26 protein-coding genes are annotated in these 25164 nt (G+C 72.5%); 15 read left to right on the plus strand and 11 right to left on the minus strand.

The window, feature by feature from the left end:
* The first annotated feature begins 426 nt into the window (after positions 1–426).
* From BLW78_RS19215 to BLW78_RS19225, 3 genes are all read left to right on the plus strand, one after another.
* Positions 427–705: a hypothetical protein gene (locus tag BLW78_RS19215; RefSeq protein WP_020095131.1), complete on the plus strand. Its 279-nt coding sequence runs from the start codon at positions 427–429 to the stop codon at positions 703–705.
* Between the two features lie 55 nt (positions 706–760).
* Positions 761–2011 (plus strand): hypothetical protein, encoded by a 1251-nt coding sequence (locus BLW78_RS19220; RefSeq protein WP_091681461.1) that lies wholly within the window; start codon positions 761–763, stop codon positions 2009–2011.
* Positions 2012–2109: 98 nt separating this feature from the next.
* Entirely contained in the window at positions 2110–2331 is a 222-nt protein-coding gene (locus tag BLW78_RS19225; RefSeq protein WP_091681463.1) for a hypothetical protein, read from the plus strand.
* Between the two features lie 27 nt (positions 2332–2358).
* Here the strand turns inward: BLW78_RS19225 and BLW78_RS19230 are convergent, their stop codons facing one another.
* The 5 genes from BLW78_RS19230 to BLW78_RS19250 are packed head-to-tail and all read right to left on the minus strand — an operon-like array spanning position 2359 to position 7461.
* Positions 2359–3159: an ABC transporter ATP-binding protein gene (locus BLW78_RS19230; protein WP_091681464.1), complete on the minus strand. Its 801-nt coding sequence runs from the start codon at positions 3157–3159 to the stop codon at positions 2359–2361.
* Between the two features lie 7 nt (positions 3160–3166).
* Complete coding sequence (locus tag BLW78_RS19235) at positions 3167–4534, minus strand: ABC transporter substrate-binding protein (RefSeq protein ID WP_091681466.1); 1368 nt, start codon at positions 4532–4534, stop codon at positions 3167–3169.
* A gap of 33 nt (positions 4535–4567) precedes the next feature.
* Positions 4568–5581, minus strand: coding sequence for a branched-chain amino acid ABC transporter permease (locus tag BLW78_RS19240; protein ID WP_244526988.1), 1014 nt, complete (start codon positions 5579–5581; stop codon positions 4568–4570).
* 27 nt (positions 5582–5608) lie between these two features.
* Positions 5609–6502 carry a branched-chain amino acid ABC transporter permease gene (locus BLW78_RS19245; protein WP_042675144.1) on the minus strand — a complete coding sequence of 298 codons (894 nt, stop codon included), beginning with the start codon at positions 6500–6502 and terminating at the stop codon, positions 5609–5611.
* Entirely contained in the window at positions 6499–7461 is a 963-nt protein-coding gene (locus BLW78_RS19250) for an ABC transporter ATP-binding protein (protein ID WP_091681470.1), read from the minus strand. Before BLW78_RS19250 ends, BLW78_RS19245 begins: the two co-directional genes overlap by 4 nt.
* Before the next feature lie 424 nt (positions 7462–7885).
* Between BLW78_RS19250 and BLW78_RS19255 the strand changes: the two genes are divergently transcribed.
* Both BLW78_RS19255 and BLW78_RS19260 read left to right on the plus strand, forming a co-directional pair.
* On the plus strand, positions 7886–8617 hold the full coding sequence (locus BLW78_RS19255) for a Crp/Fnr family transcriptional regulator (protein WP_091681471.1): 732 nt from the start codon (positions 7886–7888) through the stop codon (positions 8615–8617).
* Positions 8618–8674: 57 nt separating this feature from the next.
* A complete protein-coding gene (locus BLW78_RS19260; protein WP_056530743.1) occupies positions 8675–9394 on the plus strand; it encodes an HWE histidine kinase domain-containing protein in 720 nt (239 codons plus the stop codon).
* Positions 9395–9397: 3 nt separating this feature from the next.
* On the opposite strand, the gene BLW78_RS19265 is transcribed toward BLW78_RS19260, so the two are convergent.
* Together BLW78_RS19265 and BLW78_RS19270 are read right to left on the minus strand one after the other, a co-directional pair.
* The gene (locus tag BLW78_RS19265; protein WP_020095141.1) at positions 9398–10177 is read right to left on the minus strand and encodes a Crp/Fnr family transcriptional regulator; all 780 of its coding nucleotides are present in this window, start codon (positions 10175–10177) and stop codon (positions 9398–9400) included.
* A 224-nt stretch (positions 10178–10401) separates the two neighbouring features.
* Positions 10402–10620: a DUF6894 family protein gene (locus BLW78_RS19270; RefSeq protein ID WP_091681473.1), complete on the minus strand. Its 219-nt coding sequence runs from the start codon at positions 10618–10620 to the stop codon at positions 10402–10404.
* A 325-nt stretch (positions 10621–10945) separates the two neighbouring features.
* Between BLW78_RS19270 and urtA the strand changes: the two genes are divergently transcribed.
* From urtA to BLW78_RS19305, 7 genes are all read left to right on the plus strand, one after another.
* On the plus strand, positions 10946–12241 hold the full coding sequence (gene urtA / locus BLW78_RS19275) for an urea ABC transporter substrate-binding protein (protein WP_091681475.1): 1296 nt from the start codon (positions 10946–10948) through the stop codon (positions 12239–12241).
* A 91-nt stretch (positions 12242–12332) separates the two neighbouring features.
* Positions 12333–13904, plus strand: coding sequence for an urea ABC transporter permease subunit UrtB (gene urtB / locus BLW78_RS19280; RefSeq protein WP_091681476.1), 1572 nt, complete (start codon positions 12333–12335; stop codon positions 13902–13904).
* Positions 13905–13909: 5 nt separating this feature from the next.
* Positions 13910–15064 carry an urea ABC transporter permease subunit UrtC gene (gene urtC / locus BLW78_RS19285; protein WP_056530760.1) on the plus strand — a complete coding sequence of 385 codons (1155 nt, stop codon included), beginning with the start codon at positions 13910–13912 and terminating at the stop codon, positions 15062–15064.
* Positions 15061–15864 (plus strand): urea ABC transporter ATP-binding protein UrtD, encoded by an 804-nt coding sequence (gene urtD, locus BLW78_RS19290; RefSeq protein ID WP_091681478.1) that lies wholly within the window; start codon positions 15061–15063, stop codon positions 15862–15864. The genes urtC and urtD overlap by 4 nt, the downstream gene beginning before the upstream one ends.
* 2 nt (positions 15865–15866) lie before the next feature.
* Positions 15867–16562 (plus strand): urea ABC transporter ATP-binding subunit UrtE, encoded by a 696-nt coding sequence (gene urtE, locus BLW78_RS19295; RefSeq protein WP_091681479.1) that lies wholly within the window; start codon positions 15867–15869, stop codon positions 16560–16562.
* A 300-nt stretch (positions 16563–16862) separates the two neighbouring features.
* Positions 16863–17069, plus strand: a complete 207-nt coding sequence (locus tag BLW78_RS19300) for a hypothetical protein (protein WP_020095148.1) — start codon at positions 16863–16865, stop codon at positions 17067–17069.
* A 100-nt stretch (positions 17070–17169) separates the two neighbouring features.
* Complete coding sequence (locus tag BLW78_RS19305; RefSeq protein ID WP_042675131.1) at positions 17170–17466, plus strand: hypothetical protein; 297 nt, start codon at positions 17170–17172, stop codon at positions 17464–17466.
* A gap of 15 nt (positions 17467–17481) precedes the next feature.
* On the opposite strand, the gene BLW78_RS19310 is transcribed toward BLW78_RS19305, so the two are convergent.
* The 4 genes from BLW78_RS19310 to BLW78_RS19325 all read right to left on the minus strand — a co-directional run bounded on the left by BLW78_RS19310 (position 17482) and on the right by BLW78_RS19325 (position 21117).
* Positions 17482–19128, minus strand: a complete 1647-nt coding sequence (locus tag BLW78_RS19310) for a hybrid sensor histidine kinase/response regulator (protein ID WP_091681481.1) — start codon at positions 19126–19128, stop codon at positions 17482–17484.
* A 7-nt stretch (positions 19129–19135) separates the two neighbouring features.
* Complete coding sequence (locus BLW78_RS32065) at positions 19136–19261, minus strand: hypothetical protein (RefSeq protein WP_280142473.1); 126 nt, start codon at positions 19259–19261, stop codon at positions 19136–19138.
* A 298-nt stretch (positions 19262–19559) separates the two neighbouring features.
* A complete protein-coding gene (locus BLW78_RS19320; RefSeq protein ID WP_244526984.1) occupies positions 19560–20405 on the minus strand; it encodes a hypothetical protein in 846 nt (281 codons plus the stop codon).
* A gap of 79 nt (positions 20406–20484) precedes the next feature.
* Positions 20485–21117 (minus strand): LuxR C-terminal-related transcriptional regulator, encoded by a 633-nt coding sequence (locus tag BLW78_RS19325; RefSeq protein ID WP_042671988.1) that lies wholly within the window; start codon positions 21115–21117, stop codon positions 20485–20487.
* A 274-nt stretch (positions 21118–21391) separates the two neighbouring features.
* Between BLW78_RS19325 and BLW78_RS19330 the strand changes: the two genes are divergently transcribed.
* The 3 genes from BLW78_RS19330 (at position 21392) to BLW78_RS19340 (ending at position 25142) form a co-directional block, all read left to right on the plus strand.
* Positions 21392–21985 (plus strand): hypothetical protein, encoded by a 594-nt coding sequence (locus BLW78_RS19330; protein ID WP_042671987.1) that lies wholly within the window; start codon positions 21392–21394, stop codon positions 21983–21985.
* Between the two features lie 3 nt (positions 21986–21988).
* Positions 21989–23089 (plus strand): AAA family ATPase, encoded by a 1101-nt coding sequence (locus BLW78_RS19335; protein ID WP_091681486.1) that lies wholly within the window; start codon positions 21989–21991, stop codon positions 23087–23089.
* A 97-nt stretch (positions 23090–23186) separates the two neighbouring features.
* A complete protein-coding gene (locus BLW78_RS19340; protein ID WP_091681488.1) occupies positions 23187–25142 on the plus strand; it encodes an AAA family ATPase in 1956 nt (651 codons plus the stop codon).
* Positions 25143–25164: the final 22 nt, after the last annotated feature.

Consider the following 25164-nt stretch of genomic DNA (forward strand, 5'->3'; position numbering starts at 1 on the left):
CCGGCGGAGAAGGTTTCGGCCGCACGAGCGCGTTGCCGGAGCATTGTTTCGCTAAGTCATTGTTAAAGAATGATATTCAGGCATCGCGCCGGCTTTGGCAAGTCCCGGGAGCCGGCCGTCGTCGACCGGCACCGGCGATCGATCGCGGCCGCGATCCCGGCATATCTCCGCCGACCCCGTGCTTCTGCTCCGGCTCGCGGCTTCGACGAACAACCTGCGCTGCAAGTCCTCGCCAATTTGGCAGCACATTCTCGGGCACGGCGTCTACATTGACAGTGTCGACATACAGTCGATGCGGAGCCCAACGGAGGTTTGCCGTGATCACCAGCAAGGAACGGTTCGCCCGGATGACTGCGCCGTGTCTGCCGTGTTGCCGCGTCCAAGAGGAGGAGAGCGCACGACATCAGACACGCGAGGCGACCACCGATGCTGACCTATGACACGACCCGGAACACCCGTCCCGACCTGAGCCCCGAACCGGCCGCCGCCCTCGGCCGGGCCCTGTCCCGGAGCGTCCGCTCCCACCCCTCCCACGAACGCGCCGCCCTCGCGAGCGCCCTCGACGACGGCCTGATGCCCGACGAGGTCGCGCAGATCCTCGCCGGCCGCCCGGTGGCCGAGGCCTTCCCGATCCGCTGGGGCGAGAGCCCGGAAGCCTACGCGTCCCGGGCCGTGTCCGAGATGTTCGTCGCCTACCTCCAGTAGGCACGTCGCTGCCGGCCGCGCCGGCCTCTCCGACCACGAACGATGGAAACCTGCCATGTCGGTCTTCCCCCGCGGGTGGAGGCGCCGGACGGGGACGGCCGCCTGCGCGCTCGCCCTGGCGCCCGCCCTGGCGCTCGGTGCCGCCGGCCCGGCCGCGGCCGGACACCCGCCGAAGGGCCGCGGCGCGGCCGGCGTGCCGGACGTCCCGGCCCGGCTCACGGTCGGGCCGGGCGGACGGGACCTGAGGCTCGCGGGCGATCTCGCGGCCGGGGTCGCCGCGCGGGTCCGGGCCATCCTCGCCGCGCACCCGCGGATCGCCCGGATCCATCTCACGAGCGACGGCGGCCTCGTGGAGGAGGGGGCGGCGATCGGGGCGCTCGTGGCGGCCCGCGGCCTCGCCACCTACGTCCCGGACGCCTGCGCCTCGGCCTGCACGCTGATCTTCGTCCGCGGCCGGACGCGCTACCTCGCGACCGGCGGGCGGCTCGGCTTCCACGCCCCCTACGAGATCGGGGCGCGGGGCCGGATGCGCCCGGTGGATTCCGCGCCGGAGCGGGCGGCCTACCGGGCCGCCGGCCTGCCGGCGGCCTTCGTGACGCGGGCGCTGGCGGTACCCCCGGCCGGGATCTGGATCCCGACGGACGGGGAGCTGCGCGCGGCCGGCATCGTCACCGAGGTCGTCGGACCGGACCGCTTCCCCGATTCCACCCTGGACGCGGATCCGAGCGCGGCCGGGGCGCGGGCCGCGATCCTGCGGAACCTGCCGATCCTGCGCCAGGCCGAGGCGGCGGGGCTCGACCCGATCGCCCGGTGGTACCGGGACGGCTACGCCGCCGGCCGGCCGGAGGCGGAGGCCGCCGCGGGGTTGAGGCGGATGGCCGCCGGCTACCTGCAGCGGCGCTTCCGGGCGGCCGACGACGCCGTCGTCCGCGCCCTGGGCCAGCGGATCCTGACGACGCTGGAGCGGGCCGGCGCGGGGGACGCGGCGGCCTGCGGCCTCCTCGCGGCCGGCGACCTCGTGGCGCTCGACGCGCGGCTGCGGGCCGAGCGGCCCTCGTCGCACGGGCTCGCCCCGCTCCTCGCCCGGACACGGGCCGCGCGGCCGGACGGGGCGGCCGCGCCCGCCGCGGACCCGGGCACCGCGCGGTCGATGGCCGCAGCGGCGGCCCCCTCGGGCGACTGCGCCGCCCGGATCGCCGCGACGCGGCGCGCCCTCGACCTTCCGGCCCGCGAATCGGCCGCCGCGCTGCGGGCCCTGTTCCTCGCGGAGCCGCAGCGGATCCTGGCGAGCCGCGACGGGCCGTAGCGGCCCGCCGACCCTCGACACGCCGCGCCGGCGCCTATCTTCGCACCCGCGGCACGCCCCGGACGGGCGCCGGCCGCGGGGAGACGGGGGTTCGACGGATGCCGGATTATCGCCTGCGCGGGGCGGTCCGTGGCGAGGATGGCGAGATCGGCGCGCCGCGCGTCGACGAGGTGCTCACGGCCGCGGACGCGAAGGAGGCGGTGCGCCTCGCCAACAGCCGCTCGCTGACGATCGAGGACGACGCGGTGAACGCCCTGTGGCTGGTCGACGCCCACGGTACCCTGCTCTGGTCCCTGCGCCGGGCCGACCGGGACTCCTGACGCGAGGCCTGACGCGGGCCGGCACCGTCAGCCCGATGCGCGGCGGCCCGTCTCCGGCAGCGCGGCGGCCCCGGCATCGTCGGCGCCCCCGAGATACAGGGACCGGACGTCGTCCCGCGCCCGCAGGGACGCGGCGGTGCCGGCCAGCGCGCTGCGCCCGTTCTCCAGCACCACGGCATGGTGGGCGTGGCGCAGGGCGAGGCGGACGTTCTGCTCGGCCACCAGCAGGGTCAGACCCTCGGCGCGGTTCAGGCCGGCGAGCACCCGGTAGATCTCCTCGACCACGCGGGGGGCGAGCCCCATGGACGGCTCGTCGAGGACGAGCAGCCGGGGCCGCCCCATCAGCGCCCGGCCGATCGCCGCCATCTGCTGCTCGCCGCCCGAGAGCAGGCCGGCGGCGACGCCCCGCTTCGCGGCGAGCCGCGGGAACAGGCCGTAGACCCGGTCCAGATCGGCGCGCACGCCGCCGCGGCCCGTACCGCGCCCGAGGCCGCCCGCCACGAGGTTCTCCTGGACGCTCAGGCTCCGGAAGCAGTGGCGCCCCTCCAGCACGCCCACGAGCCCGGCGCGGACGAGGACGTCGGTCCGGGTCCGCGTCACGTCGCGCCCGTCATAGGCGAGGCGCCCGGCCGTGACCCGGCCGCGCAGGGCCGGCAGCAGGTTCGACACCGCCCGCAGCAGGGTCGTCTTGCCGGCGCCGTTGGCGCCGACCAGGGCGACGATCTCCCCCGCCCGGACCGCGAGGTCGACGCCGTGCAGGGCGTGCACCGCCCCGCCGTAGACGACCTCCAGGGCCTCGACCTGCAGGAGGGGCGGCGCGGTGCTCACCGGGCGCTCACCGGGCCGCCGCGGCGGCCTGCTTGCCGGCCGCGTCCGCGGCCTCCTCGGCCGCGCAGTCGCGCGGGGTGATGCCGCGCTCCTTGGCGTAGGCGGTCGCGGACGCCTCGATGATCGGGCGCAGGCTCGCCCAGTCGGGGGCGATCCAGTCGGACACCACGGTCCACTTCGCCCCGTCCCATTGCTGGAAGGTGACGCGGCCCTCGCCCTCGTGGTTGGCGCAGGTGACGTTGATCGAGTGGAACAGGCCCTTGGCGCCGAGCGCCGCCACCCGGGCCTCGTCGAGGCGCAGGTGCTCGAAGCCCCAGCGCACCTCGTCGCCGGTGAGCGTCCGCTGGCCGAACCGCGCTTGCGCGATCCGCACCGCCTCGACGTTGAGGATGCCGTTCAGCACCCCGAGATTGTGGTAGACGCTGCCGATCCGCTTCCGGTCGGCGAGGTTGCCGTTGCCGGCCCCGTAGACCTTGCCGACGACCTCCTGGATCACCGGGTAGGCGGTGCCCGAGGCCTGGGTCGTGATGGCGACGTAGCCCTTGGCGGCGTCACCCGCCGGGATCACGTCCTCCTCCGAGTTCGACCAGACATTGCCGACGATGCGGTCGGCCGGGAAGCCGGTCTTCTGGGCGGTCTTCAGGGCCACCGGGTTCATCACGCCCCAGCCGCGCAGCACCACGAAGTCGGGCCGCAGGCGCCGGATCGTGAGCCACTGCGACTGCTGCTCGTTGCCGGGATGGGGCACCTCGATCTGCGCGACGGTGAAGCCGTAGCGCTCGGCGAGCCGCGCGTAGATCGGGATCGTCTCCTTGCCGTAGGGCGAGCCGTGGTAGAGCACCGCGACGGTCTTGCCCTTCAGCTTGTCGAGGCCGCCCGCGCGGGTGCCGAGATACTGGATGATGCCGCTCGTCTCGCTGTAGGGGTTGAGCAGCAGCGGGAACACGTAGGGGAAGACGCGCCCGTCGGTGGAGTCGGTGCGGCCGTGGTTGATCGTGATCAGCGGCACCTTGTCGGCGGTGATGCGGTCGATCATCGCGTAGGCGATGCCCACCGAGAGCGGGTTCCAGGCGGCGATGCCGGGCCGGGACTTCAGCCGCTCGTAGACCTCGACGCCGCGCTCGACCTCGTACTGGGTCTCGCCCTCGCTCCAGGTGAGCTTGACGCCGTTCACCCCGCCGTCGCGGGCGTTGATCAGGTTGAGATAGTCGATGAAGCCCCCGAAGAAGCCGGTCCCACCGGCCGCGTAGGGGCCGACCCGGTAGCTCTGGAGCGGGAAATACTGCTCGTCGGCCCAAGCGGCCCGGGGGGCCGCGCCGGCGAGCGCGACGGTGCCGGCGAGGAGCGCGGCGCGGAGACGAGGCGTCAGGGGCATGGTCGTCCTGGGGTTGGTCGGGCGGGGAGGGGATCAGGCCGCGCGGCGGCCGAGGCGGCGGCCCGCCCGGTCGAGGAGGGCGGCGAGGCCGGCGGGCTCGCGGATCAGCACGGCGACGATCAGGGCGCCGAGCACGACGCGCTGGACCATCTCCAGGGTGCCGGAATCGAACCCGTCGCCGAGCAGCGCCGCGCCGAGGCGCGACAGGAGCAGGGGCAGCACCACGATGAAGCCCGCGCCCAGGAAGGCGCCGCGCAGGGTGCCGAGGCCGCCGATGATCACGATGAACAGGATCTGGAAGGAGCGGTCGAGGTTGAACCCCGCCGGCTCGACGGTGCGCAGATACGCGAAGGCCCAGAGCGCCCCGGCGATCCCGATCACGAAGGACGAGGCCGCGAAGGCCAGGAGCTTGGTCCGGGCGACCCGCACGCCCACGAGGCGGGCGGCGGTCTCGTTGTCGCGGATCGCCACGAGGTTCCGGCCCGTGGGCGAGGTCACGAGCCTCCACGCGACGAAGGTCAGCAGCGTGACCACCGTGAGCGTGACCAGGTAGCGGCCGCGCGGGTCGTCGAAGGACAGGCCGGCCACCGCCAGCCGGGGGGCGGTGACGATGCCCGAGGGGCTGTCGTCGGAGATCCAGCCGATCCGGTTCAGCGCCCAGGCCACGAAGAACTGCACGGCGAGCGTCGAGACCGCGAGGTAGAAGCCCCGCAGGCGCAGGGCCGGCAGCCCCGCCACCAGCCCGGCGAGCGCCGCCACGAGGCCGGCGAGCAGGAGTGACGCCGGGAGCGGCAGGCCGGGCAGGCGCAGCGACAGGTTGAAGGCCGCGTAGGCCCCGACCGCCATGAAGGCGGCCGAGCCCAGGGAGAGCAGCCCGGCATAGCCGGTGAGCAGGTTGAGCCCGAGGCCGGCCAGCGCCAGGGCCAGGAACGGCGTCAGCAGCGCCTCGAACAGGTAGCTCGTGCCGGTGAGCGGAAGGATCCCGTAGGCGAGGACCAGCAGGGCGCCGAGGCCGAGGGTCCCGGCGGGCAGGAGCGGGCGCGGCACGGCGCGGGGGAGGGCCACCACGGCGGCTCAGACCCGCTCGACGGCGCGCAGGCCGAGCAGGCCCGACGGCCGGACCAGCAGGAAGCCCAGGGCCGCCACGTAGGCGATCCAGCCCTCGATGCCGCCGCCGATGACCGGACCGAGATAGACCTCGGACAGCTTCTCCGCCGCGCCGACGATCAGCCCGGCCACGATCGCCCCGGCGACGGAGTCGAAGCCGCCGAGCACGAGCACCGGCAGCGCCTTCAGCACCACCAGCGACAGGGAGAACTGCACGCCGAGCCGCGCCCCCCAGAGCAGCCCCGCCACCAGCGCGACGATCCCGGCGGCGATCCAGACCGCCGACCAGATCCGGGGCAGGCGCAGGCCGGTGTTGAGGGCGGCGAGCGGATCGTCCGCCACCGCCCGGAAGGCGAGGCCAGTGCGGGTGTAGCGGAAGAAGGCGGCGAGGACCGCCACCATCAGGCCCGCGACCGCGGCGGCGAACAGGTCGAACCGGCTGACCAGCACGCCGCCGAGATCGATCGGCGTGTCGTCGATGCCGAGGTCGAGCCCGTGGACCTGGGTGCCCCAGGCGAGTTGGGCCGCGCCCTCGATCACGTAGGCGACGCCCAGCGTCGCCATGAACAGGGTGATGGGCGGCTGGTTGACGAGCGGCCGCAGCACCAGGCGCTCCACGCCGAGACCGACCACCACCATCGCGGCGAGCGTCGCGGCCAGGGCCGCCGGGACGGGCAGGCCGCGCTCGGTCAGGCTCACGAAGGTGAGGGCGGCGAACAGCACCATCGCGCCCTGCGCGAAGTTGAGCACGCCCGAGGTCTTGTAGATCAGCACGAAGCCGATCGCCACGAGGGCGTACATGACGCCCGACAGGAGGCCGCCGACGACGACCTCGATCAGGAAGGCGAGATCCGGGCTCATGCGGCGGCCGCGTCCCCGTCTTCGGCCGCGTCTCCATCCGCGTCTCCATCCGCGGCGGGATCAGCGGCGGCATCCGCCTCCCCGTCCGCGAGCCCCAGATAGGCCGCGATGACCGCCGGGTCCGCCCGCACCTCCGCGGGCGTGCCGGTGGCGATGCGGCGACCGTGATCGAGCACGGTCACCCGGTCGGAGAGGCGCATGACGACGCCGATATCGTGCTCGATCAGGACGATCGCGGCCCCGGACCGATCCCGCGCCGCCCGGATGAAGCCGGTCATCTCGGCCTTCTCGGTCGCCGTCATGCCGGCCATCGGCTCGTCGAGGAGCAGGAGCCGCGGCCCGGCCACCAGGGCCCGGCCGAGCTCGACCCGCTTCTGGAGCCCGTAGGGGAGGCTGCCGGCGGGGCGGTCGGCCACCGCCGCGAGGCCGAGGCGTCCGATCACCGCCTCGGCGGCGGCGCGGTGCGCGCGCGCCTCCCGCCGGGCGGAGGGCAGGCCCAGGATCTGGGCCGCGGGCCCGGCGCGCCGCGCGGCCGAGAGCCCCGCGAGGACGTTGTCGCGCACGCTCAGGCCCGCGAACAGGGCGAGGTTCTGGAAGGTCCGGGCGACGCCCAGCGCGGCGAGCCGCCCGGCCGGCACCCGGGCGAAGCTCTCCGCGCCGAGCCGCACCCGCCCGGCCCGCGGTGCGTAGAGGCCGGTGATCGCGTTGATCAGCGAGGATTTGCCGGCGCCGTTCGGCCCGATCACGGCGTGGATCTCGCCGGCCCCGACCGCGAGGTCGATCTCCGCGAAGGCGACGGTGCCGCCGAAGGCGAGGGACAGCCCCTCGACCGACAGGACCGCGTCCGCCCGGTCCCGGTGCGGGCCGCCGCCGGGGCCTGCCGCCGGGCGGGGGGCGGGCCGGGGGAGGGGGCCTCGCCCGTCCCGGACCGGGCGGACGAGGCGCAGCGCAGGCTGCATAGGAAGGAATCCGTCCACGATAGGCCGTCCGCTGCGGCGCGAACCGGCGGAACCCGTTGAGAGAAGGCGAGGAACAGGACGACGACGTGTCCCGAGCCGATATTTCGGCATTCCCGCCCGTCAAATCGTGCTCCGCCGGGTCCACGAAGTCAAAAGCACAGTCTTTTCAATTTCGACACGACGCGCGAACATTCTCCCTCCGAAGGAGTCCGGCGCGGGATCACTGCCCTAGTCCTGACGACGGGCCACCCGAACCGCCGAGATCTTGCCGCCTCGCGACGGTGACGGGCCCGGATCCGGGCGATTCGGTGGGGTGCGGCGGGCGGAAAGACACCTTACGGTAGCATAAACTAATCTGCGTAAGTATTCATGGCTTCGAACAAAATGTAGGTTCGCGCCCCCACGCCGTCGTGGAGACGCCGCCATGCCAAACCCGCTCGCGCACAAGCTAAGTTGCTATGTCCGGCTCTCCGAAGACGACCGGATGTGCTTGGCCGACGCCATGAGCCCGAGCCGCATGGTCGCCGCCCGCACCGACATCATCCACGTGGGCGACGATCCGCGCGCGATCACCGTGATCCTCGAGGGCTGGGCCTGCCGGTACCGGCAGTTCGCCAACGGGCGCCGCCAGATCGTCTCGCTCCTGCTCCCGGGCGACCCGTGCGACCCGCACATCTTCCTCCTCGACGAGATGGATCACGCGATCGGCGCGATCACGCCCGTGCTCCTCGGCCAGATCTCCGGCCCCGCGATGCGGGACGTGATCGCCCGCAGCCCGCGGCTCGACATGGCCTTCCATCGCGAGGCCCTGGCCACCGCGGCGATCCAGCGCGAGTGGACGGTCAGCCTCGGCAGCCGCACCGGGATCGAGCGCCTCGCCCACCTGTTCTGCGAGGTGCACGCGCGCCTGGCGGCCATCGGCCTGAGCGACGGGAATACCTGCGCGATGCCGATGACGCAGAACGATCTCGGCGACGCGATGGGGCAGACCAGCGTGCACATCAACCGCACGCTCCAGGAACTGCGCGGCATGGGGCTGATCACCCTGCGCAGCCGGCGCCTGACGATCCACGATCCGACCGCGCTCGCCCGGCTCGCGCATTTCGACACCGCGTACCTCCATCTCACCGAGGCCGGCCACGCCGCCGCGCGCTGAACCCTGGCCGCCCCGCGGTGATTGAGCCAGGTTGAACGACATCCGGAGTGGCCCGGCATGACAGACCCTCGCGATCCGGCGGAGCGACTCGCGGCCCTCGAGGCCGACAACGCGCGCCTGCGCCGGCTGCTCGACGCGGCGGGGCTCCCGGACGGCCTGCGCCACGGCATGCGCAACACGATGGCGATGATGCGCACCGTCATGCACCGCTCCGCCGAGAGCGCCGCGGATGTCGAGAGCTACGTGGCGCATCTCGACGGCCGGTTCGGGGCGATCATGCGCGTGCAGGCCGCCACGGACGCGTTCGGCGATGCGGACCTGCACACGCTGATCTCGGACGAGCTGATGTTCCACCTCGCCCGCGAGGGCGAGCAGGCCAGCCTCGCGGGCCCGCGGGTGCGCCTCCGCCCCAAGGTCGCCCAGGTCGTCGCGCTGGCCCTGCACGAACTGGCGAGCAACGCGGTGGAGCACGGATCCCTGGCGCTGCCCCAGGGCCGGATCCGCGCCGCGTGGCGGGTGACGGACGCGGAGGCCGGACCGCCCGTCCTCAGCCTCGACTGGGCCGAGACCGGCGGCAGCGGTGTCCAGGCCTCCGGACGGCGCGGCTTCGGCACGGACGTGCTGACGGAGATGCTGGCCTACGATCTCGGCGCGGCGGTCGACCTGCGCTACGAGCCGGACGGGCTGCGCTGCGCGATCCGCGTGCCGCTCACGGCCCAGATCGGGCGCCGCGTGGCCGAGGATCCCGAGACGGACTGGGACGGCGACGGCCGGTGAGCCTCACGATCCGGACGCCGCCCGCACCTGCCCGGTCATCTGCGGCAGCGCGCCGAGCGCCTCCACGGGCGGGTTCGGGCCGGGCAGGAGCAGGTAGTCGGGCGTGAACCCGGAAAACTCCCGCAGACGCTCGAGATTCGGCACGCGCACGCTCTTGCGCCCGCTCTCGATCAGGCCGGCCCTGCGCAGATCGGAGAGGACGCGCGAGAGGTGGACGTTCGAGAGCCCCGCCGTGTCGGCCAGTTCGGACTGCGCCAGCGGCAGGCGGTAATCGGGCTCCAGGCCGAGGCCGACGGCGTTCAGGCGCGCGAAGAGCTCGCAGATGATGTGGGCGACCTGCCTGTCGGCGGACCGGCGCCCCACCCCGACGAGCCATTCCTGCAGGACGGCCTCGTCGACCAGGATCGACCACCAGAGGGCGCGGTAGATGTTGGGCCGGAGGGCGGCGAGCTCCTTGATCGTCCGGTAGGGGACCGAGGCGACGGTGCAGGGCGTCAGCGTCGCCACGGAGTGGATCGCCCGGTTGAGCAGGGACGCGTGCAGGTCGCAGCCGTCGCCGGGCACGAGGTAGGCGAGGATCGAGCGCCCCCCGTCGGGCACCAGCTTGTAGCGGCAGGCGAACCCGTCGAGGATCACGTAGGCGGCGTCGGGTCGCACGCCTTCCGAGACCAGGTCGCGGCCCGCCTCGACCTGCGCGACATCGCTGGTGGCCGCTGCCAGGGCGGCCACGTCGCCCTCGTCCAGGTTCGCGCGCAGGGCCAGCTTCCGAAGGAAGGGGTTCAAGGGATCTCCCGGACATCCTGCCCCGCGCGCGGAGCCGCCTCTGCGTAAACGCGCGACGGCTTATCCTTACTCCGCGAACGCATCAAATGATCGCCACGCCCGGATGCGGCTCTCGGCGCGATCGGACCGGGGCCGCCTCCCGGCATCGGCCGCGAAGGTCGTACCGGATCGCGCTGGGGTCGCGCCGCGCCGTGCCCGTCGGGGCATGGGGCCGGGTCGGCGTATCAGGAGAGCGGCAGCGTGCGCAGGACGGTGCCGTTCGCGTCGTGGATCTCCATCCGCCAGCCCGCCGCGGCGTCCGGCAGCTCGCCGGCCTTCCGGAACTCCTCGATCAGCACCAGCGCCTCCGCCTCCGCGTGCGCGACCGACGCGGCGAGGACGCCGGTCTCGTCCTCGATCGTCTCGCCCTCGCTCCTCAGGCGGAAATAGTAGCGCTCTGCCATGACAGCCTTCAGCCCAGGACCCCCTCCCGCCCCGGCGGACGGGCGCCGCCCGCCCCGCGGGCTGAGGTAAGTGGCATCGATCCGCATCCGTTCAACGTGCTGGCGAGATTGCGGTCGCCGGTGCCCACCGCTTGGTCCGCCCGCCCCCCGACGCGCCCCCCGACGCCGCAGGACGCGGCACGGCGCTGCCGCTCCGGCGGGCGAAACGCCGTCCTTCTGGGCGCCGGCGCGCCCCGAGCAGCCTCCCGGCGCGCCATGCCTAAATAATTGGCACACGATTTGCGAAGCCCGGCCCGTCGCGAGGAAGACGACGCAGGGGACCGCCATGAAGGCATTTGGAACTTGGGCCTCGGCCGCCGCGCTGGCCGCCGGGCTGGCGATGGGCACGCTGGGAGCGGGCGCCGCCCGGGCGCAGGAGACCATCAAGGTCGGGATCCTGCACTCGCTGTCGGGCACGATGGCGATCTCGGAGACCACCCTCAAGGACGCGATGCTGATGCTCATCGCCGAGCAGAACGCCAAGGGCGGCGTGCTGGGCAAGAAGCTGGAGCCGGTGGTGGTCGATCCGGCCTCGAACTGGCCGCTCTTCGCCGAGAAGGCCCGCGAGCTGATCAGCAAGGACAAGGTCGCGGCCGTGTTCGGCTGCTGGACCAGCGTGTCGCGCAAGTCCGTGCTGCCGGTCTTCAAGGAGCTCGACAACATCCTGTTCTACCCCGTCCAGTACGAGGGCGAGGAGAGCGAGCGGAACGTGTTCTACACCGGCGCCGCCCCGAACCAGCAGGCGATCCCGGCGGTGGATTACCTGATGTCGGAGGATGGCGGCGGTGCCAAGCGCTGGGTGCTCGAGGGGACCGACTACGTCTACCCGCGCACCACCAACAAGATCCTCGAAGCCTATCTCAAGTCCAAGGGCGTCAAGGACGAGGACATCCTGATCAACTACACGCCGTTCGGCTTCTCGGACTGGCAGACGGAGGTGTCGAAGATCAAGGCGTTCGGCTCGGCCGGCAAGAAGACCGCCGTGGTCTCGACCATCAACGGCGACGCCAACGTGCCCTTCTACAAGGAGCTCGGCAACCAGGGCATCAAGGCCACCGACATCCCGGTCGTCGCCTTCTCGGTGGGCGAGGAGGAGCTCGCCGGCATCGACGCCAAGCCGCTGGTCGGCCACCTCGCGGCCTGGAACTACTTCGAGTCGATCAAGACGCCGGAGAACGAGGCCTTCATCAAGAAGTGGCAGGCGTTCAAGAAGAACCCCAAGGCCGTCACCAACGACCCGATGGAGGCCCACTACATCGGCTTCAACATGTGGGTGAAGGCGGTCGAGAAGGCCGGCACCACCGATCCCGACAAGGTGATCGACGCGCTGCCGGGCATCGAGCAGAAGAACCTCACCGGCGGCACCGCGAAGATGCTGCCGAACCACCACATCACCAAGCCGGTCTTCATCGGCGAGATCGAGGCGAACGGCCAGTTCGACGTGGTCTGGAAGACCGAGGGCCTGATCCCCGGCGAGGCGTGGTCGAAGCAGCTCGAGGGCTCGAAGGACCTCGAGGCCGACTGGGTCAAGCTCAAGTGCGGCAACTACAACACCAAGACCAAGTCCTGCGGCGGCGCGTAAGCCCTGCACCTCCTCTCCCCGCGAGCGGGGAGAGGGGACACGCGCCTCACCCGTGTGGGGCGCACCGCTCCCGGCTCGCAGAACGGCCCCGATGCTCCGTCTCCTGACCCTCCTCTTCCTGCTGCTCTGCGCCCCGGCGCTCGCCCAGGCGCCCGATCCCTACGCGCAGCTCGCCGGCGACGGCTACGCCGAGATCGAGGCCGGCGTCTCCGGCCTCGCCGCCTCTGGCGACCCGCGCGCCGACGCGATCCTCTCGGCCCTGTCGGACGGCCGCCTGCTGCTGGGCCCGGACAAGTCGCTGCTCATCCGGCAGGGCGGCGCCGTCGTGGACGCGAGGACAGGCGCCCCGGCCGCCGACAGCCCCGACCTCAAGCCGGTGCGGGCCAACAACCGCGTCCGCCGGGCGATCGAGGCCGCCCGCGGGCAGCTCGACCTCGCGAGCCCCGACCCGGCCCGGCGCCGGGCCGCCGCCGACGCGGTGTTCAAGGCGCGGGACGCGGCCGCGCTGCCGGCCCTCGACGCGGCGCTCGCCCGCGAGACCAGTCCGGGCGTCCGGCAGGCGCTCACCGAGGCCCGCGCCGCCGTGCTGCTCGCGAGGCCCGGCACCGCGGAACCCGACCGGATTGCCGCGATTCCCGCCATCCAGGCCCGGGGCGATGGCGACGCGATGGGCATCCTGCGCGGTCTCGCGGCGGATCCGAGCGAGGCCGTGCGCGCCGCCGCCGCCCGCGGCATCGCGGCGATCGAGACGCGGCTCGCGATAATCGGCGCCCTCCAGAACGTCTGGTACGGCATCTCGCTCGGCTCGGTCCTGCTGCTCGCCGCCATCGGGCTCGCCATCACCTTCGGGGTGATGGGCGTGATCAACATGGCCCACGGCGAGATGGTGATGCTCGGCGCCTACACGACCTACCTCGTGCAGGAGCTGATCCGCACCAAGGCGCCCGTCCTGTTCGGCTGGTCGCTGGCGATCAGCATCCCCTGCGCGTTCCTGGTCGCCGGCCTCGTCGGGGTGCTGATCGAGCGGTTCATCATCCGCTTCCTGTACGGGCGCCCGCTGGAGACGCTGCTCGCCACCTTCGGGGTCAGCCTCGCGCTGCAGCAGGGCGTGCGCTCGATCTTCGGCCCGACCAACCGCGAGGTCGGCGCCCCCGCCTTCATGAGCGGCGCCTTCGACTTCTACGGCCTGTCGATCACCTGGGGCCGGATGTGGATCATCGTGTTCGCGTTCGCCGTGTTCCTGGGCCTCCTGTTCGTGCTGCGGAAGACGTCCTTCGGCCTGAAGACCCGGGCGGTCACCCAGAACCGCCGCATGGCCGCCGCGATGGGCATCCGCACCCCCTACGTCGACGCCCTGACCTTCGGGCTCGGCTCCGGCATCGCGGGGATCGCGGGCGTCGCCCTCTCGCAGATCGACAACGTGTCGCCCAATCTCGGCCAGGGCTACATCATCGACTCGTTCCTCGTGGTGGTGTTCGGCGGCGTCGGCAACCTCTGGGGGACGCTGGTGGCGGCGCTGACGCTCGGCGTCGTGAACAAGCTCGCCGAGCCGTATATCGGCGCGGTGCTCGCCAAGATCGGCCTCCTGATCTTCATCATCCTGTTCATCCAGAAGCGCCCGCGCGGCCTGTTCGCGCTCAAGGGCCGGGCGGTGGAATCGTGAGCCCCATGCCGCCTCGCACCCCCCTCATCGACCTGAAGGGCTGGATCTTCCTCGCCGTCCTGGCCGCCTTCTGCCTCGCCGTGCCGGTGCTGAATCTCGCGGTGCCGGAGGGCTCCGGCCTGCACCTGCCGACCTACCTCGTCTCGCTCTTCGGAAAATACCTCGCCTACGCGCTGCTCGCGGTCAGCCTCGACCTCGTCTGGGGCTATTGCGGCATCCTCTCGCTCGGCCACGGCGCGTTCTTCGCCCTCGGCGGCTACGCGATGGGCATGTACCTGATGCGCCAGATCGGCGCCCGGGGCGTCTACGGCAACCCGGTCCTGCCCGACTTCATGGTGTTCCTGAACTACAAGGCGCTGCCCTGGTACTGGTACGGCTTCGACCACTTCGCCTTCGCGGCCCTGATGGTGCTGCTGGTGCCGGGCCTGCTGGCCTTCGTGTTCGGCTGGCTCGCCTTCCGGTCGCGGGTGACCGGCGTCTACCTGTCGATCATCACCCAGGCGCTGACCTACGCGCTGATGCTCGCCTTCTTCCGCAACGACATGGGGCTCGGCGGCAACAACGGGCTGACCGACTTCAAGGATCTCCTAGGCGTCTCCGTCCAGTCCCAGAATTTCCGCGTCGGCATCTTCGTGGCCACCGGAATCGCGCTGGCTTTGGGCTACCTGATCGCCCGGGTCATGACGGTCTCGGCCTACGGCAAGATCCTGATCGCCGTGCGCGACGCCGAGAGCCGCACGCGCTTCCTCGGCTACCGGCCGGAGCACTTCAAGACGCTGGCCTTCACGGTCTCGGCCATGATGGCGGGCGTCGCCGGCGCCCTCTACGTGCCGCAGGTCGGCATCATCAACCCGGGGGAGTTCGCGCCCACCAACTCCATCGAGACGGTCATCTGGGTGGCGGTGGGCGGTCGCGGCACGCTGGTCGGCGCGGCGCTCGGCGCCGTGCTGGTCAACTACGCCAAGACCGTGCTCACCGGCGCGATGCCGGACGCGTGGCTGTTCGCGCTCGGCGGCCTGTTCGTGTTCGTGACGCTGTTCCTGCCGCGCGGCCTCGTCGGCACCGCGATCGAGCGGTTCGGCTCCCGGCGCGCCGCCGCCAAGCTGCCGCCGGAGCCCGCCATCGCCCCGAAACTCGCCGAAGAAGGGCAGGGCTCGTGAGCACCGACCTCCTCGAACCGCCGGATGCCGCTGCCCGCGGCCCTGCCAACCGGAAGCGCGAGACGGACGCGCTCCTCTATCTCGACGACCTGCGGGTGACCTTCGACGGCTACAAGGCCCTGCGCGGCCTGTCGCTGACGCTGGCCCGCGGCGAGTTGCGGGCGATCATCGGGCCGAACGGCGCCGGCAAGACCACCATGATGGACTGCATCACCGGCAAGACGCGGCCGGACAGCGGCATCGCGCTGTTCGACGGCACCCACGACCTGCTCAGGAGCGACGAGCCGGCGATCGCCGACCTCGGCATCGGCCGCAAGTTCCAGAAGCCCACCGTGTTCGAGAGCCACACGGTCGCCGACAACATCCTGCTCGCCCTCAAAGGGCCACGCGCGGCCTTCGCGTCCCTGTTCGGCTGGCGCAACCGGGTGGAGACCGCGCGGATCGACGCCCTGCTGGAGACCGTCGGCCTGCTGGCCCACCGGGGCCGCCCGGCGGCCGATCTCAGCCACGGCCAGAAGCAGTGGCTGGAGATCGGCATGCTGCTCGCGCAGGACCCCAAGCTCCTGCTGGTCGACGAGCCGGTGGCCGGCATGACCGACGCCGAGACCGCCGAGACCGCCCGCCTGCTGCGCCGCATCGCCGGCGAGCACGCCGTGCTGGTGGTCGAGCACGACATGCACTTCGTCCGGGACCTCGGCTGCCGGGTCACCTGCCTGCACGAGGGCGCGGTGCTGGCCGAGGGCTCGATCGACGCCGTCTCGGCCGACCCGCGGGTCGTCGAGGTGTATCTGGGACGATGACCATGCTCTCCGTCGACGGCATCGACCTCTATTACGGCGCCGCGCAGGCGCTCCGCGGCGTCTCGCTGACGGCCGAGGCCGGGCGGGTCACCACGGTCCTGGGCCGCAACGGCGTCGGCAAGACCTCGCTGCTGCGGGCGATCGTCGGCCAGCAGCCGGTGCGCTCCGGCGCGATCCGTCTCGACGGCCGCCCGATCCAGGGCCTCGCGCCCTACGACCGGGCGCGCGCCGGGATCGCCTTCGTGCCCCAGGGCCGCGAGATCTTCCCGCTGCTCACCGTCAAGGAGAACCTGGAGACCGGCTTCGCGCCGCTGAAGCGCCGCGACCGCCATATCCCGGGGGAGATCTACGACCTGTTCCCGGTGCTCAAGGACATGCTGCACCGGCGTGGCGGCGACCTCTCGGGCGGCCAGCAGCAGCAGCTCGCCATCGGCCGGGCGCTGGTGACGCGGCCGAAGCTCCTCGTGCTCGACGAGCCCACCGAGGGGATCCAGCCCTCGATCATCAAGGATATCGGCCGGGCGATCACCTACCTGCGCGGCAAGGGCGAGATGGGGATCGTGCTGGTCGAGCAGTATTTCGAGTGGGCCCGGGACCTCTGCGACTCCTACGCGGTGATGGATCGCGGGCAGGTGGTGCTGGCCGGCCCCCGGGCCGGGATGGTCGAGGCCGACGTGCTCCGCTGGATGTCCGTCTAGCGCGCCCGCCGCACGTCCCGCCGCACGTCCCGCCGGCGCCGGGCCCGGGAATACGGCACTTCGATCCGGATATCGGGACGGATAATCAACAATCGGAGCGCGGCCGGGGCCGATATCGACCGCCAAATCTGTGCACACGGCCCCGGTTGGCCAATGTTAAAACACAATTCAGGTCCGCCATGGGGCACAACCACGGGGGGCCCATGACGATCCTGGATCCGATCACCGGCGAGCTGGTCACCATCGCCGTTCCGCGGCCGCGGCCGCAGGCCGGCCCGCGCTGACGGGCGGCGCGCTGTCATGACGAACGCGACCGATCGAAGGGCCGGCCGCCGCGGCGTCCGCGGCGGCCGTGCCCAGGTCCGGACGGTGCCGCCGGGCCTGCTGCTGGCCGGCGGCGTGGGGGCGAACGCCCCGCTGACGGCCGTTGACCTGATCGCCCAGGCCCGCGCGGCCCGGCGGGAGGCCGAGGCCCGCGACGGCGCGGACCGCGCGGAGCAGGGCTGACGCGGCGACCGGGGCCGCCGAGCCGGCCGCCCGCCTCTTGAGATCACCCGCGCGGGATGGTCAGAAGGCCGGCAGTCTCGCGGCAGCCGGCGGGTGAGTCATGAAGTTCGGCGTCCTGATCCTGGCCGGCGCCTGCGGCGTCCTCGTCGGGATCGTCATCGGATACGTCGCGGGAACGCGGCTCAGCCAAGCCTTCGCGCAATTGCCGGTGACGGACCGCTCCCCCGCCGCGCAGGCGCTCCGGATCGTGGACCGCATCGCGACCGAGCACGGCCTCGCGCGGGACGCGCTGCTCCGGGCGATGCTCGACCAGCAGGGCGGCCGGACGGGGACCGCGCGTCCCGGCGAGGAGCCGGGCAGGGAGCCGGGCAGGGCCCCGGGCGAACCGGCCCGGTAGGGCGCCGACCGCGCCTCACGCGGCCGGCGCCGGCCGGGGGCGCAGCCGGAGGCTCGCGGCGGTGAGCACGGAGCGCAGCTCGGCCGGCCGGACCGGTTTCGAGAGGATCGGGATGTCCGGCGCCCCCAGATCCTCGCGCACGCGCGCCTCGTCGTGGCCGCTCATCACCACCGCCGGCAGCGGGCGGCCGGCGAGCCTCCGGACCGCCGCGATGCAGTCGGTCCCCGTGACGCCGTTCCCGAGCTCGAAATCGGTGATGAGGAGGTCGATCTCCGGCACGGCGTCGGGGATCCCGGTCTCGGGCCGGACGCGGCAGCCCCATTTCTCCAGCAGGCTGGCGGTCGCCCGCAGCACGGCAGCGTCGTCCTCCACCAGCAGCACGCGCAGGCCGCCGATCGTCGCCGGCGGGTCGAGCCGGGCGGGGAGGACCACGGGCTGCGGGGCCCGGGCGAGGGGCAGGTCACCGATCGTCACGCAGGTCCCGCGCCCCGGCACCGAGCGCAGCGTCACCGTCAGGTCCAGGAGCGCGCCGAGCCGCCGGACGATCGGCAGGCCGAGGCCCACCCCCTCGACGTCCCGGTCGCCGCGGCGGCGGACTTGGTAGAACTCGTCGAAGACCCGCTCCTGATGCGCGACCGGGATCCCGGGGCCGCGATCGTAGACCTGGATGGCGAGCCGGTCGCCCCGCCGGCGGCAAGCGATCAGGATCGGCCGGCCGGGCGCGTACTTGATCGCGTTGTTGACGATGTTCTGGACCATGGTCGTGAGCAGGGCCCGGTCGGTGCGCACCACGACCGCGCAGGCGCGGCTGCGCAGGGCCGTCCCGGCGATCTGGGCGGCCTCGGAGTTCTGGCGCCGGACATCCTCGAGGATGTCGTTGATCGCGACGGGCTCGGGCCGGGGCTCCACCCGTCCGCTGTCGAGGGTCGAGATGTCCAGGAGCGACTTGAACAGGCGCGAGACGCTCTGCAGCGACCGGTCGATGTTCTCGACCATCTGCAGCTCCTCCGGCCCCAGCCGGGCGCCGCGCAGGCAGGCGGTGAACAGGCTGATGGCGTGGATCGGCTGGCGCAGATCGTGGCTCGCCTGCGCCAGGAAGCGCGACTTGGACAAGCTCGCCTCCTGCTCGCGCTCGTAGGCGCCGCGCAGGCGCTCCAGCAGGCTGTAGATGTAGGTCGGCACGAGGACGGTGATGGCCGTCAGCGTCAGGACGAGGAACGGGTTCGCGCGCCAGTACGCGTTGAAGTACGTGGTCACCGCGATCGAGACCAGGGCCGCCGCCGTGGACGCCTTCAGGGCGGTGACGCCGTAGCGCAGGCCGTTGCCGACGATCAGCCGGATGACGATCGCGTAGAGCGGCAGGAACGGCGCGCCGCCCACCGCCATCGTGTAGGTCATCCCGCCGAGGTCGAGGAGGAAGGTGACGACGCGGCGCGGCGTGTTGCTGCCGGGATTGCGGCTGATCCAGCCGTACAGCGCCACGGCGAAGACCCAGTGGCACGTCACCAGATAGGCGACGAACCGGGCCTCCGGCGGGGCTATCCCGCCGTAGATCTGGGGCAGGAGATACAGGCAGGCGAGGCCGATGACGACGGCCCGGATCAGCGCCTGCGCCTTCTCGTTGTCGTACGCCTCGTCCCGCCGGCGCCGCGACCCGAACATCGGCGGCTCAGGCCCGGCCGGCTGCGACGCCGAGACCGAGATCGAGGCCGGGCACCCGCTCCGCCGGGGCCGACCCCGCGGCGTCCGCCCTGAATCGCGCCGTGCCGGCCCCGGTCTCCCGCTGTCGCTTCATCGTGCAGTCGCCCTGCCGCGTCGCCGCCCGGGATCCGGGCAACGGCGCGCCGCCGTCGCCGATCGCGGACAGATCTGACAAGTCTACCTGAAGGTGATCGACGCCACCAGACGCGACGGGAGCCCGCGATGTGGCGGCGCGGACGAGTCTTCGGTGCTAGAACCGCTTATTCAGTCTCCGCTACAATGGTCCCCGTGCTGCAGCGAGACGTTCCGGCGGAAAATATGCGGCAGATTATTTTTTACTTCACTGCAGGTCTGATCTCGTCGACCGGCCGCACGCACGGTCGCGGGCGCCGTCAGCGGTAGGTGCCGGCGCCCGGATCGAATCGATAGACCCGGGCATCCCGGTCCGTGGCCGGACGCAGCACCCCGTCCGCGCCCAGCACGGTGCCGCTCAGGGCGACTCGGACCGGGGGCCACGCGGCGGGGTCGCGCGGATCCTCCGGCAGGATCTCCAGCCGTCCCGTGCTCGATCCCAGCCGGCAGGGATCCTCCGAGCAGCCGGCCGTCTCGTCGGCGCCCGCCGCGACCTCGCCCGCGAGCGTCCAGTGCGCCGGCGCGTCGCGGAACTGGAGGAGGAGGTACGAGAAGCCCTGCGATCCGGCCGTCCCGTAGACCGTGAGGCGCAGGCCCATCAGGAGGCGGCCCCGGCTCAGCGGCCTGAACACGGCGCCGAGCCGCTCGTCCACCTCCGGGGCGCCGCCGTTGCGGTTCCCGGTCCCGATCCGGCCGGACAGGACCTGCACGTCTTCGAGGCGCCAGCGCATATCCTTGAGGACGTAGGTGGCGGCCGCGACGCTCAGCCGGTCGGGCGCCGCGGCGTCCGCGCCCGGGGCCGGCATCGTGACGAAGCCGGTGAACCGGCTCCCGGTCTCGGTGGAGAACATCGCGGCGGTCCAGAATTCCGCCGTGCGGCCGTCCTTCATCCGGCAGGTCTCGGCCTCCTTGTCGGCGGGCCGCCCGCAGATCGCCGCCAGCACCGTGGCGCGCGGCAGCATGGCGAGGTCGGGATCGGCCGCGGCGGGCGCGGCAGCGAGCCCGGCCGCCAGTCCGGCCGGCAGCACCGGCAGCACCGCCAGGGCCGGGCCCGTCAGAAAACGCCCGCGGGCCGCGCGCCCGTCTCCCCGTCCCGCCCGTCTCATGCGCCGGGCTCTGCCACGGAGCCCGGCACCGGGCCATTCGGACAGGTGTACGATCGGCCCCGCCGCACGGTCCGCGCCCTCAATCCCCGACGCCGGCCGTGGCGGCCTTCGCGGCCGCGGCGGACCGGGAGGTGACGTCGAGGGCGCGCAGCAGCGCCGAGACGTGGATGCGGACGGTGAAGGGAGAGATCTCCAGTTCCCGGGCGATCTCCTTGTTGGTGCGTCCCAGCGCGACGAGGCGCAGCACGTCGCGCTGGCGCTGCGTCAGGGGCGGGAGCGGGCCGCGCGGCGCGGCGAGACCCGAGACCGGGCTGCGCCGGATCACGAACTCGCCGTCGCGGATCGCCGCGATCGCCTGGGCGATCTCCGCGGCGGGCAGCGCCTTGCCGATGAAGCCGTCGGCACCCTCGGCCATGACGGTCCGGATCAGGCCCTCGTCCTCGATCATCGACACGACGATGATCGAGGCCCGCTCGAACTCGACGCGCAGCGCGCCGATGGAGTGGCGGGGATCGAGGCCGGGGAACAGGAGGTCGAGGAGGAACGCCCGCGGGGGCGCCCCGGCGCGGGCCATCGCCAGGACCTGCTCCATGGTGGCGGCCTCCCGGACCAGGGCCTGCGGGTAGAGCCGCTCCGCGATGCGCCGCATGCCCTCGCGGAACAGCGGGTGATCGTCGGCAACGATGAGGGTCTCTCGCGCGGAGCCGTTCATGCCACTCCCGGTCGCAGCATCGGAATCTATCCCCATGACGTCGCGGCGCGGAGCCATGCCGAGGAAAATCCCCGGCGTGTCAAGGCTGCGACGATAGGTCATATACACTAGTAGACCGGTTTTTTCCGCCTGCCTAGAAGTCGGCCGGTCATGGTGACAGGCATCGGCCCGCTAATTTCTTCGAATCTTTCCAAAAAGAGCGAGGCTGCAGGTCATGTCGTGCGCGCCGACGCGACGCACGAATTACGTCGTTCCATGTTCGGGGGCCCGCTGGATGTCGGAAGTCGAACACCAGAATGCTGAGCGGCAGGCTCAGGATAGGCTTTCCGAGCCTCGCGCGGCCCCGAGCGCCCCGCCCGCCGCCAAGCCGGGCCTCTCGCCGAGCCTCATCGCGATCGTGGGCGGCCTGGTGGCGGCGGGCGCCGTCGCGGGCGTGCTGCTCTCGGGCGGCGGCGAGACCGCCGGGACGGCCGCGCGGCCGGCCCTGACGCTGGTCAAGGCGGGCGAGATCGACAAGGCCGCCGAGACCCTGCCCTCCGACGAGAAGGACAAGATCGTCGCGGAGGCCAAGGCCTGCCGAGCCCCCCTGGGCCAGATGCGCCTGTCGAAGATGGCGGCCGATGCCGGCGGCGTGGTGCGCATCCGGGCCGGGAACTACCTGTCCCCCGCCTTCAACGTCGCCGACGGCCCGATCAACATCGCGGTCCCGTTCCCGGCGCCCTACGAGACCGGCAAGGGCGAGATCACCATCGAGGGCGCCGCCAAGGACGTCTTCGTCGAGCTGACGCCGGGCCTGAAGATCGACACGACCGGCGGCGTCCAGCGGATCCCCGTGATCTGGAATACCAGCAAGCCCTGCGGAGGCTGACGGATGTCGAAATCCGCCATCCTCCCCTTCGTCGTCTCCGGGCTGGTGGTCGCGGTCCTCACCCCGCTCCTGCTGAGCACCGATTACGGCCCGGTCGCTTGGTGGAACGCCGCCGGGCCGGAGCTGCGCTGGAAGGCGGCGATCGGGATCGCCGTCGCCCTGCTGGCGGCTCTGGGCCTCGCCGCGACCGCGACGGCCGCGCGGAAGGCGGAGGCCGGCCTCGGGCAGCCGGCTGGCGGCCTGCTGGCCCTGCCGCGCCTGATCGTGGCGCCGCGCCGGGTCGTGGAGGCCCGGTCCCCCGAGGCCGTGATCGCGAATCTCGAGGCCATGGTCGGGCTCGCGCCGGTCAAGCGCGAGGTCAACGCCCTGATCGCGCGGCTGGAGCTGGAGCAGCGGCGGCGCGCCGAGGGCCTGCCGGTGGCGGCGATCAGCCAGCACATGGTGTTCACCGGGCCGCCCGGCGTCGGCAAGACCGAGGTGGCGCGGGCGATCGGCGAGATCTACCGGTCCCTCGAGGTGCTGCGCCGCGGGCATCTCGTGGAGGTCGACCGCGCGGCCCTGGTGGCGGGCTATGTCGGCCAGACCGCGGCCAGGACCCTCGAGAAGTGCCACGAGGCCCTCGACGGCATCCTGTTCATCGACGAGGCCTACACCCTGGCCGCCGGCGGCGGGGGCGGGAGCGACTTCGGCAAGGAGGCGATCGACACCCTCCTCAAGTTCATGGAGGACAACCGCGACCGGATCATCGTGATCGTCGCCGGCTACACCAACGACATGCGCCGGTTCATCGACACCAATCCCGGTCTCGCCGGCCGGTTCACCAAGACCGTCGAGTTCCCGCCCTACAGCCCGAAGGATCTCTGCGAGATCCTGAAGCGCATGGCGGCCCGGCAGCAATTCGCGCTCCCCGAGGGGTTCGAGGCGGCGCTGACCCCCTGGCTCGCGCAGCGGTCCCGCGCCGACGACTGGTCGAACGCCCGCGAGATGCGGACCCTCTTGGAGAAGGCCCGCGAGGCCCAGGCCGCCCGGGTCGCCCTGCAGGGCGGCGACCTGCGCCGCCTGGAGATCGTCGATCTGCTCCGCGCCACCGGCGAGGACGCCTGAGGGCGGCCCGAGGGGCCACGCGCGCCCAGCACCCAGGCCATCACCCAGGCCATCACCAGGGCCAGCACCAGGGCCAGCACCAAGGTTCGCCACGTCCATGGAACGCCTCGACAAGCATCCGGTCGCGCTCTTCGCGGTCATCGTGCTGGGTGCCACCGGCCTGCTGGTCGCCCTGCGGCCGGACGTGCTCGGGTCGCTCGCCGCGACGCCGTCGGCGCTGCTGCGCAACGGCCTGATCCTCGGCGGCCTCGTCGGCGGCCTGCTCGCGGCGAGCTACATCCCGGCGCGGATCGAGGCGACGCGGCGCGCCCTGGACCGGGCCCGGGCGAGCCGCAAGATCCGCCCGATCCGCTTCGTCGACGACGGCGCGGCCGCGGAGAAGAAGGACCTCCTGGCCACCGCGCTCGCGACCCTCGACGGCATGGTCGGGCTCGACCCCGTGAAGCTGGAGGTGAAGGGCGTCATCGCCCGGATGCAGGTGGAGCAGCAGCGCCTCGCCCAGAACCTGCCGGTGGCGGCCATGAGCCAGCACATGGTGTTCACCGGGCCACCCGGCGTCGGCAAGACCGAGGTGGCGCGGGTCCTCGGCAGCGTCTTCAAGGCGCTCAAGGTGCTGCGCAAGGGCCACCTCGTGGAGGTCGACCGGGCCGGGCTGGTGGCGGGCTACGCCGGCCAGACCGCGATCAAGACCCTGGAGCGCTGCAAGGAGGCCCTCGACGGCATCCTGTTCATCGACGAGGCCTACGCGCTGGCTCCCGGCGGCGGGAGCGGCGGCGAGTTCGGCAAGGAGGCGATCGACACCCTCCTCAAGTTCATGGAGGACAACCGCGACCGGATCATCGTGATCGTCGCCGGCTACACCAACGACATGCGCCGGTTCATCGACGCGAATCCCGGCCTCGCCAGCCGGTTCACCAAGACCGTCGAGTTCCCGCCCTACAGCCCGCCGGAGCTCGCCGAGATCCTGAAGCGCATGGCCGCGGGCCAGGGCTTCGTCATGCCGGAGGGGTTCGAGAAGGACCTCGCCGCCTATGTCGGGGCCCGGTCGAAGGCCGAGGACTGGGCCAACGCCCGCGAGATGCGCACGGTCCTGGAGAAGGCCCGCCAGGCGCAGGCGCTGCGCCTCGCCGCCAGCCCCGGCGGCGACATCAACCGGCTCGAACCCGCCGACATCGCCGCGGCCCTCGGCCGCCAGGCCGGCGGCGCGGTCGACATGGACGCGGCCCGGAAGGTCATGGCCCGCCTCGACGCGATGATCGGGCTCGCGCCGGTCAAGGAGCAGGTGAAGACCGTGGCGGCGCGGGTGCTGGTCGATGCCCGGCGCCGCGCCGAGGGCATCGAGGTCGGCGCGGTGAGCCAGCACATGGTGTTCACCGGGCCGCCCGGCGTCGGCAAGACCGAGGTGGCGCGCATCATGGGCGACATCTTCCGGACGCTCGGCGTCCTGCGGAAGGGGCACGTGGTCGAGGTCGACCGGGCCGGGCTGGTGGCAGGCTACGTCGGCCAGACCGCGGCCAAGACCCTGGAGCGCTGCCGCGAGGCCCTCGACGGCATCCTGTTCATCGACGAGGCCTACACGCTGGCCGAGGGCGGCGGGGGCGGCAGCGACTTCGGCAAGGAGGCGATCGACACCCTCCTCAAGTTCATGGAGGACAACCGCGACCGGATCATCGTGATCGTCGCCGGCTACACCGGCGACATGGCCCGGTTCATCGACACGAATCCCGGCCTCGCCGGCCGTTTCACCAAGACCGTCGCGTTCCCGGCCTACGACCCGTACGACCTCGTCGAGATCCTGCGCCTGATGGCGTCGCGGCAATCGTTCCGGCTGCCGCCGCGCTTCGAGACCCTGCTGATCCCGTGGGTCGAGCAGCGCGCGCAGCGGCACGACTGGGCGAATGCCCGCGAGATGCGCACGCTCCTGGAGCGCCTGCGCGAGGCCCAGGCGATGCGCCTCGCCAGCGATCCCCTGGGCGATTACGGCCAGTTCGAGCTCGTGGATGTCGAGCGGGCGCTCGGCGGCGGGGCCCCGCGCCCCGCCGCCCTGTCGTGACGGCCCGGGACCCGTCGCAGCC

Source organism: Methylobacterium sp. 275MFSha3.1 (genome assembly GCF_900108435.1).
Classification (GTDB): domain Bacteria; phylum Pseudomonadota; class Alphaproteobacteria; order Rhizobiales; family Beijerinckiaceae; genus Methylobacterium.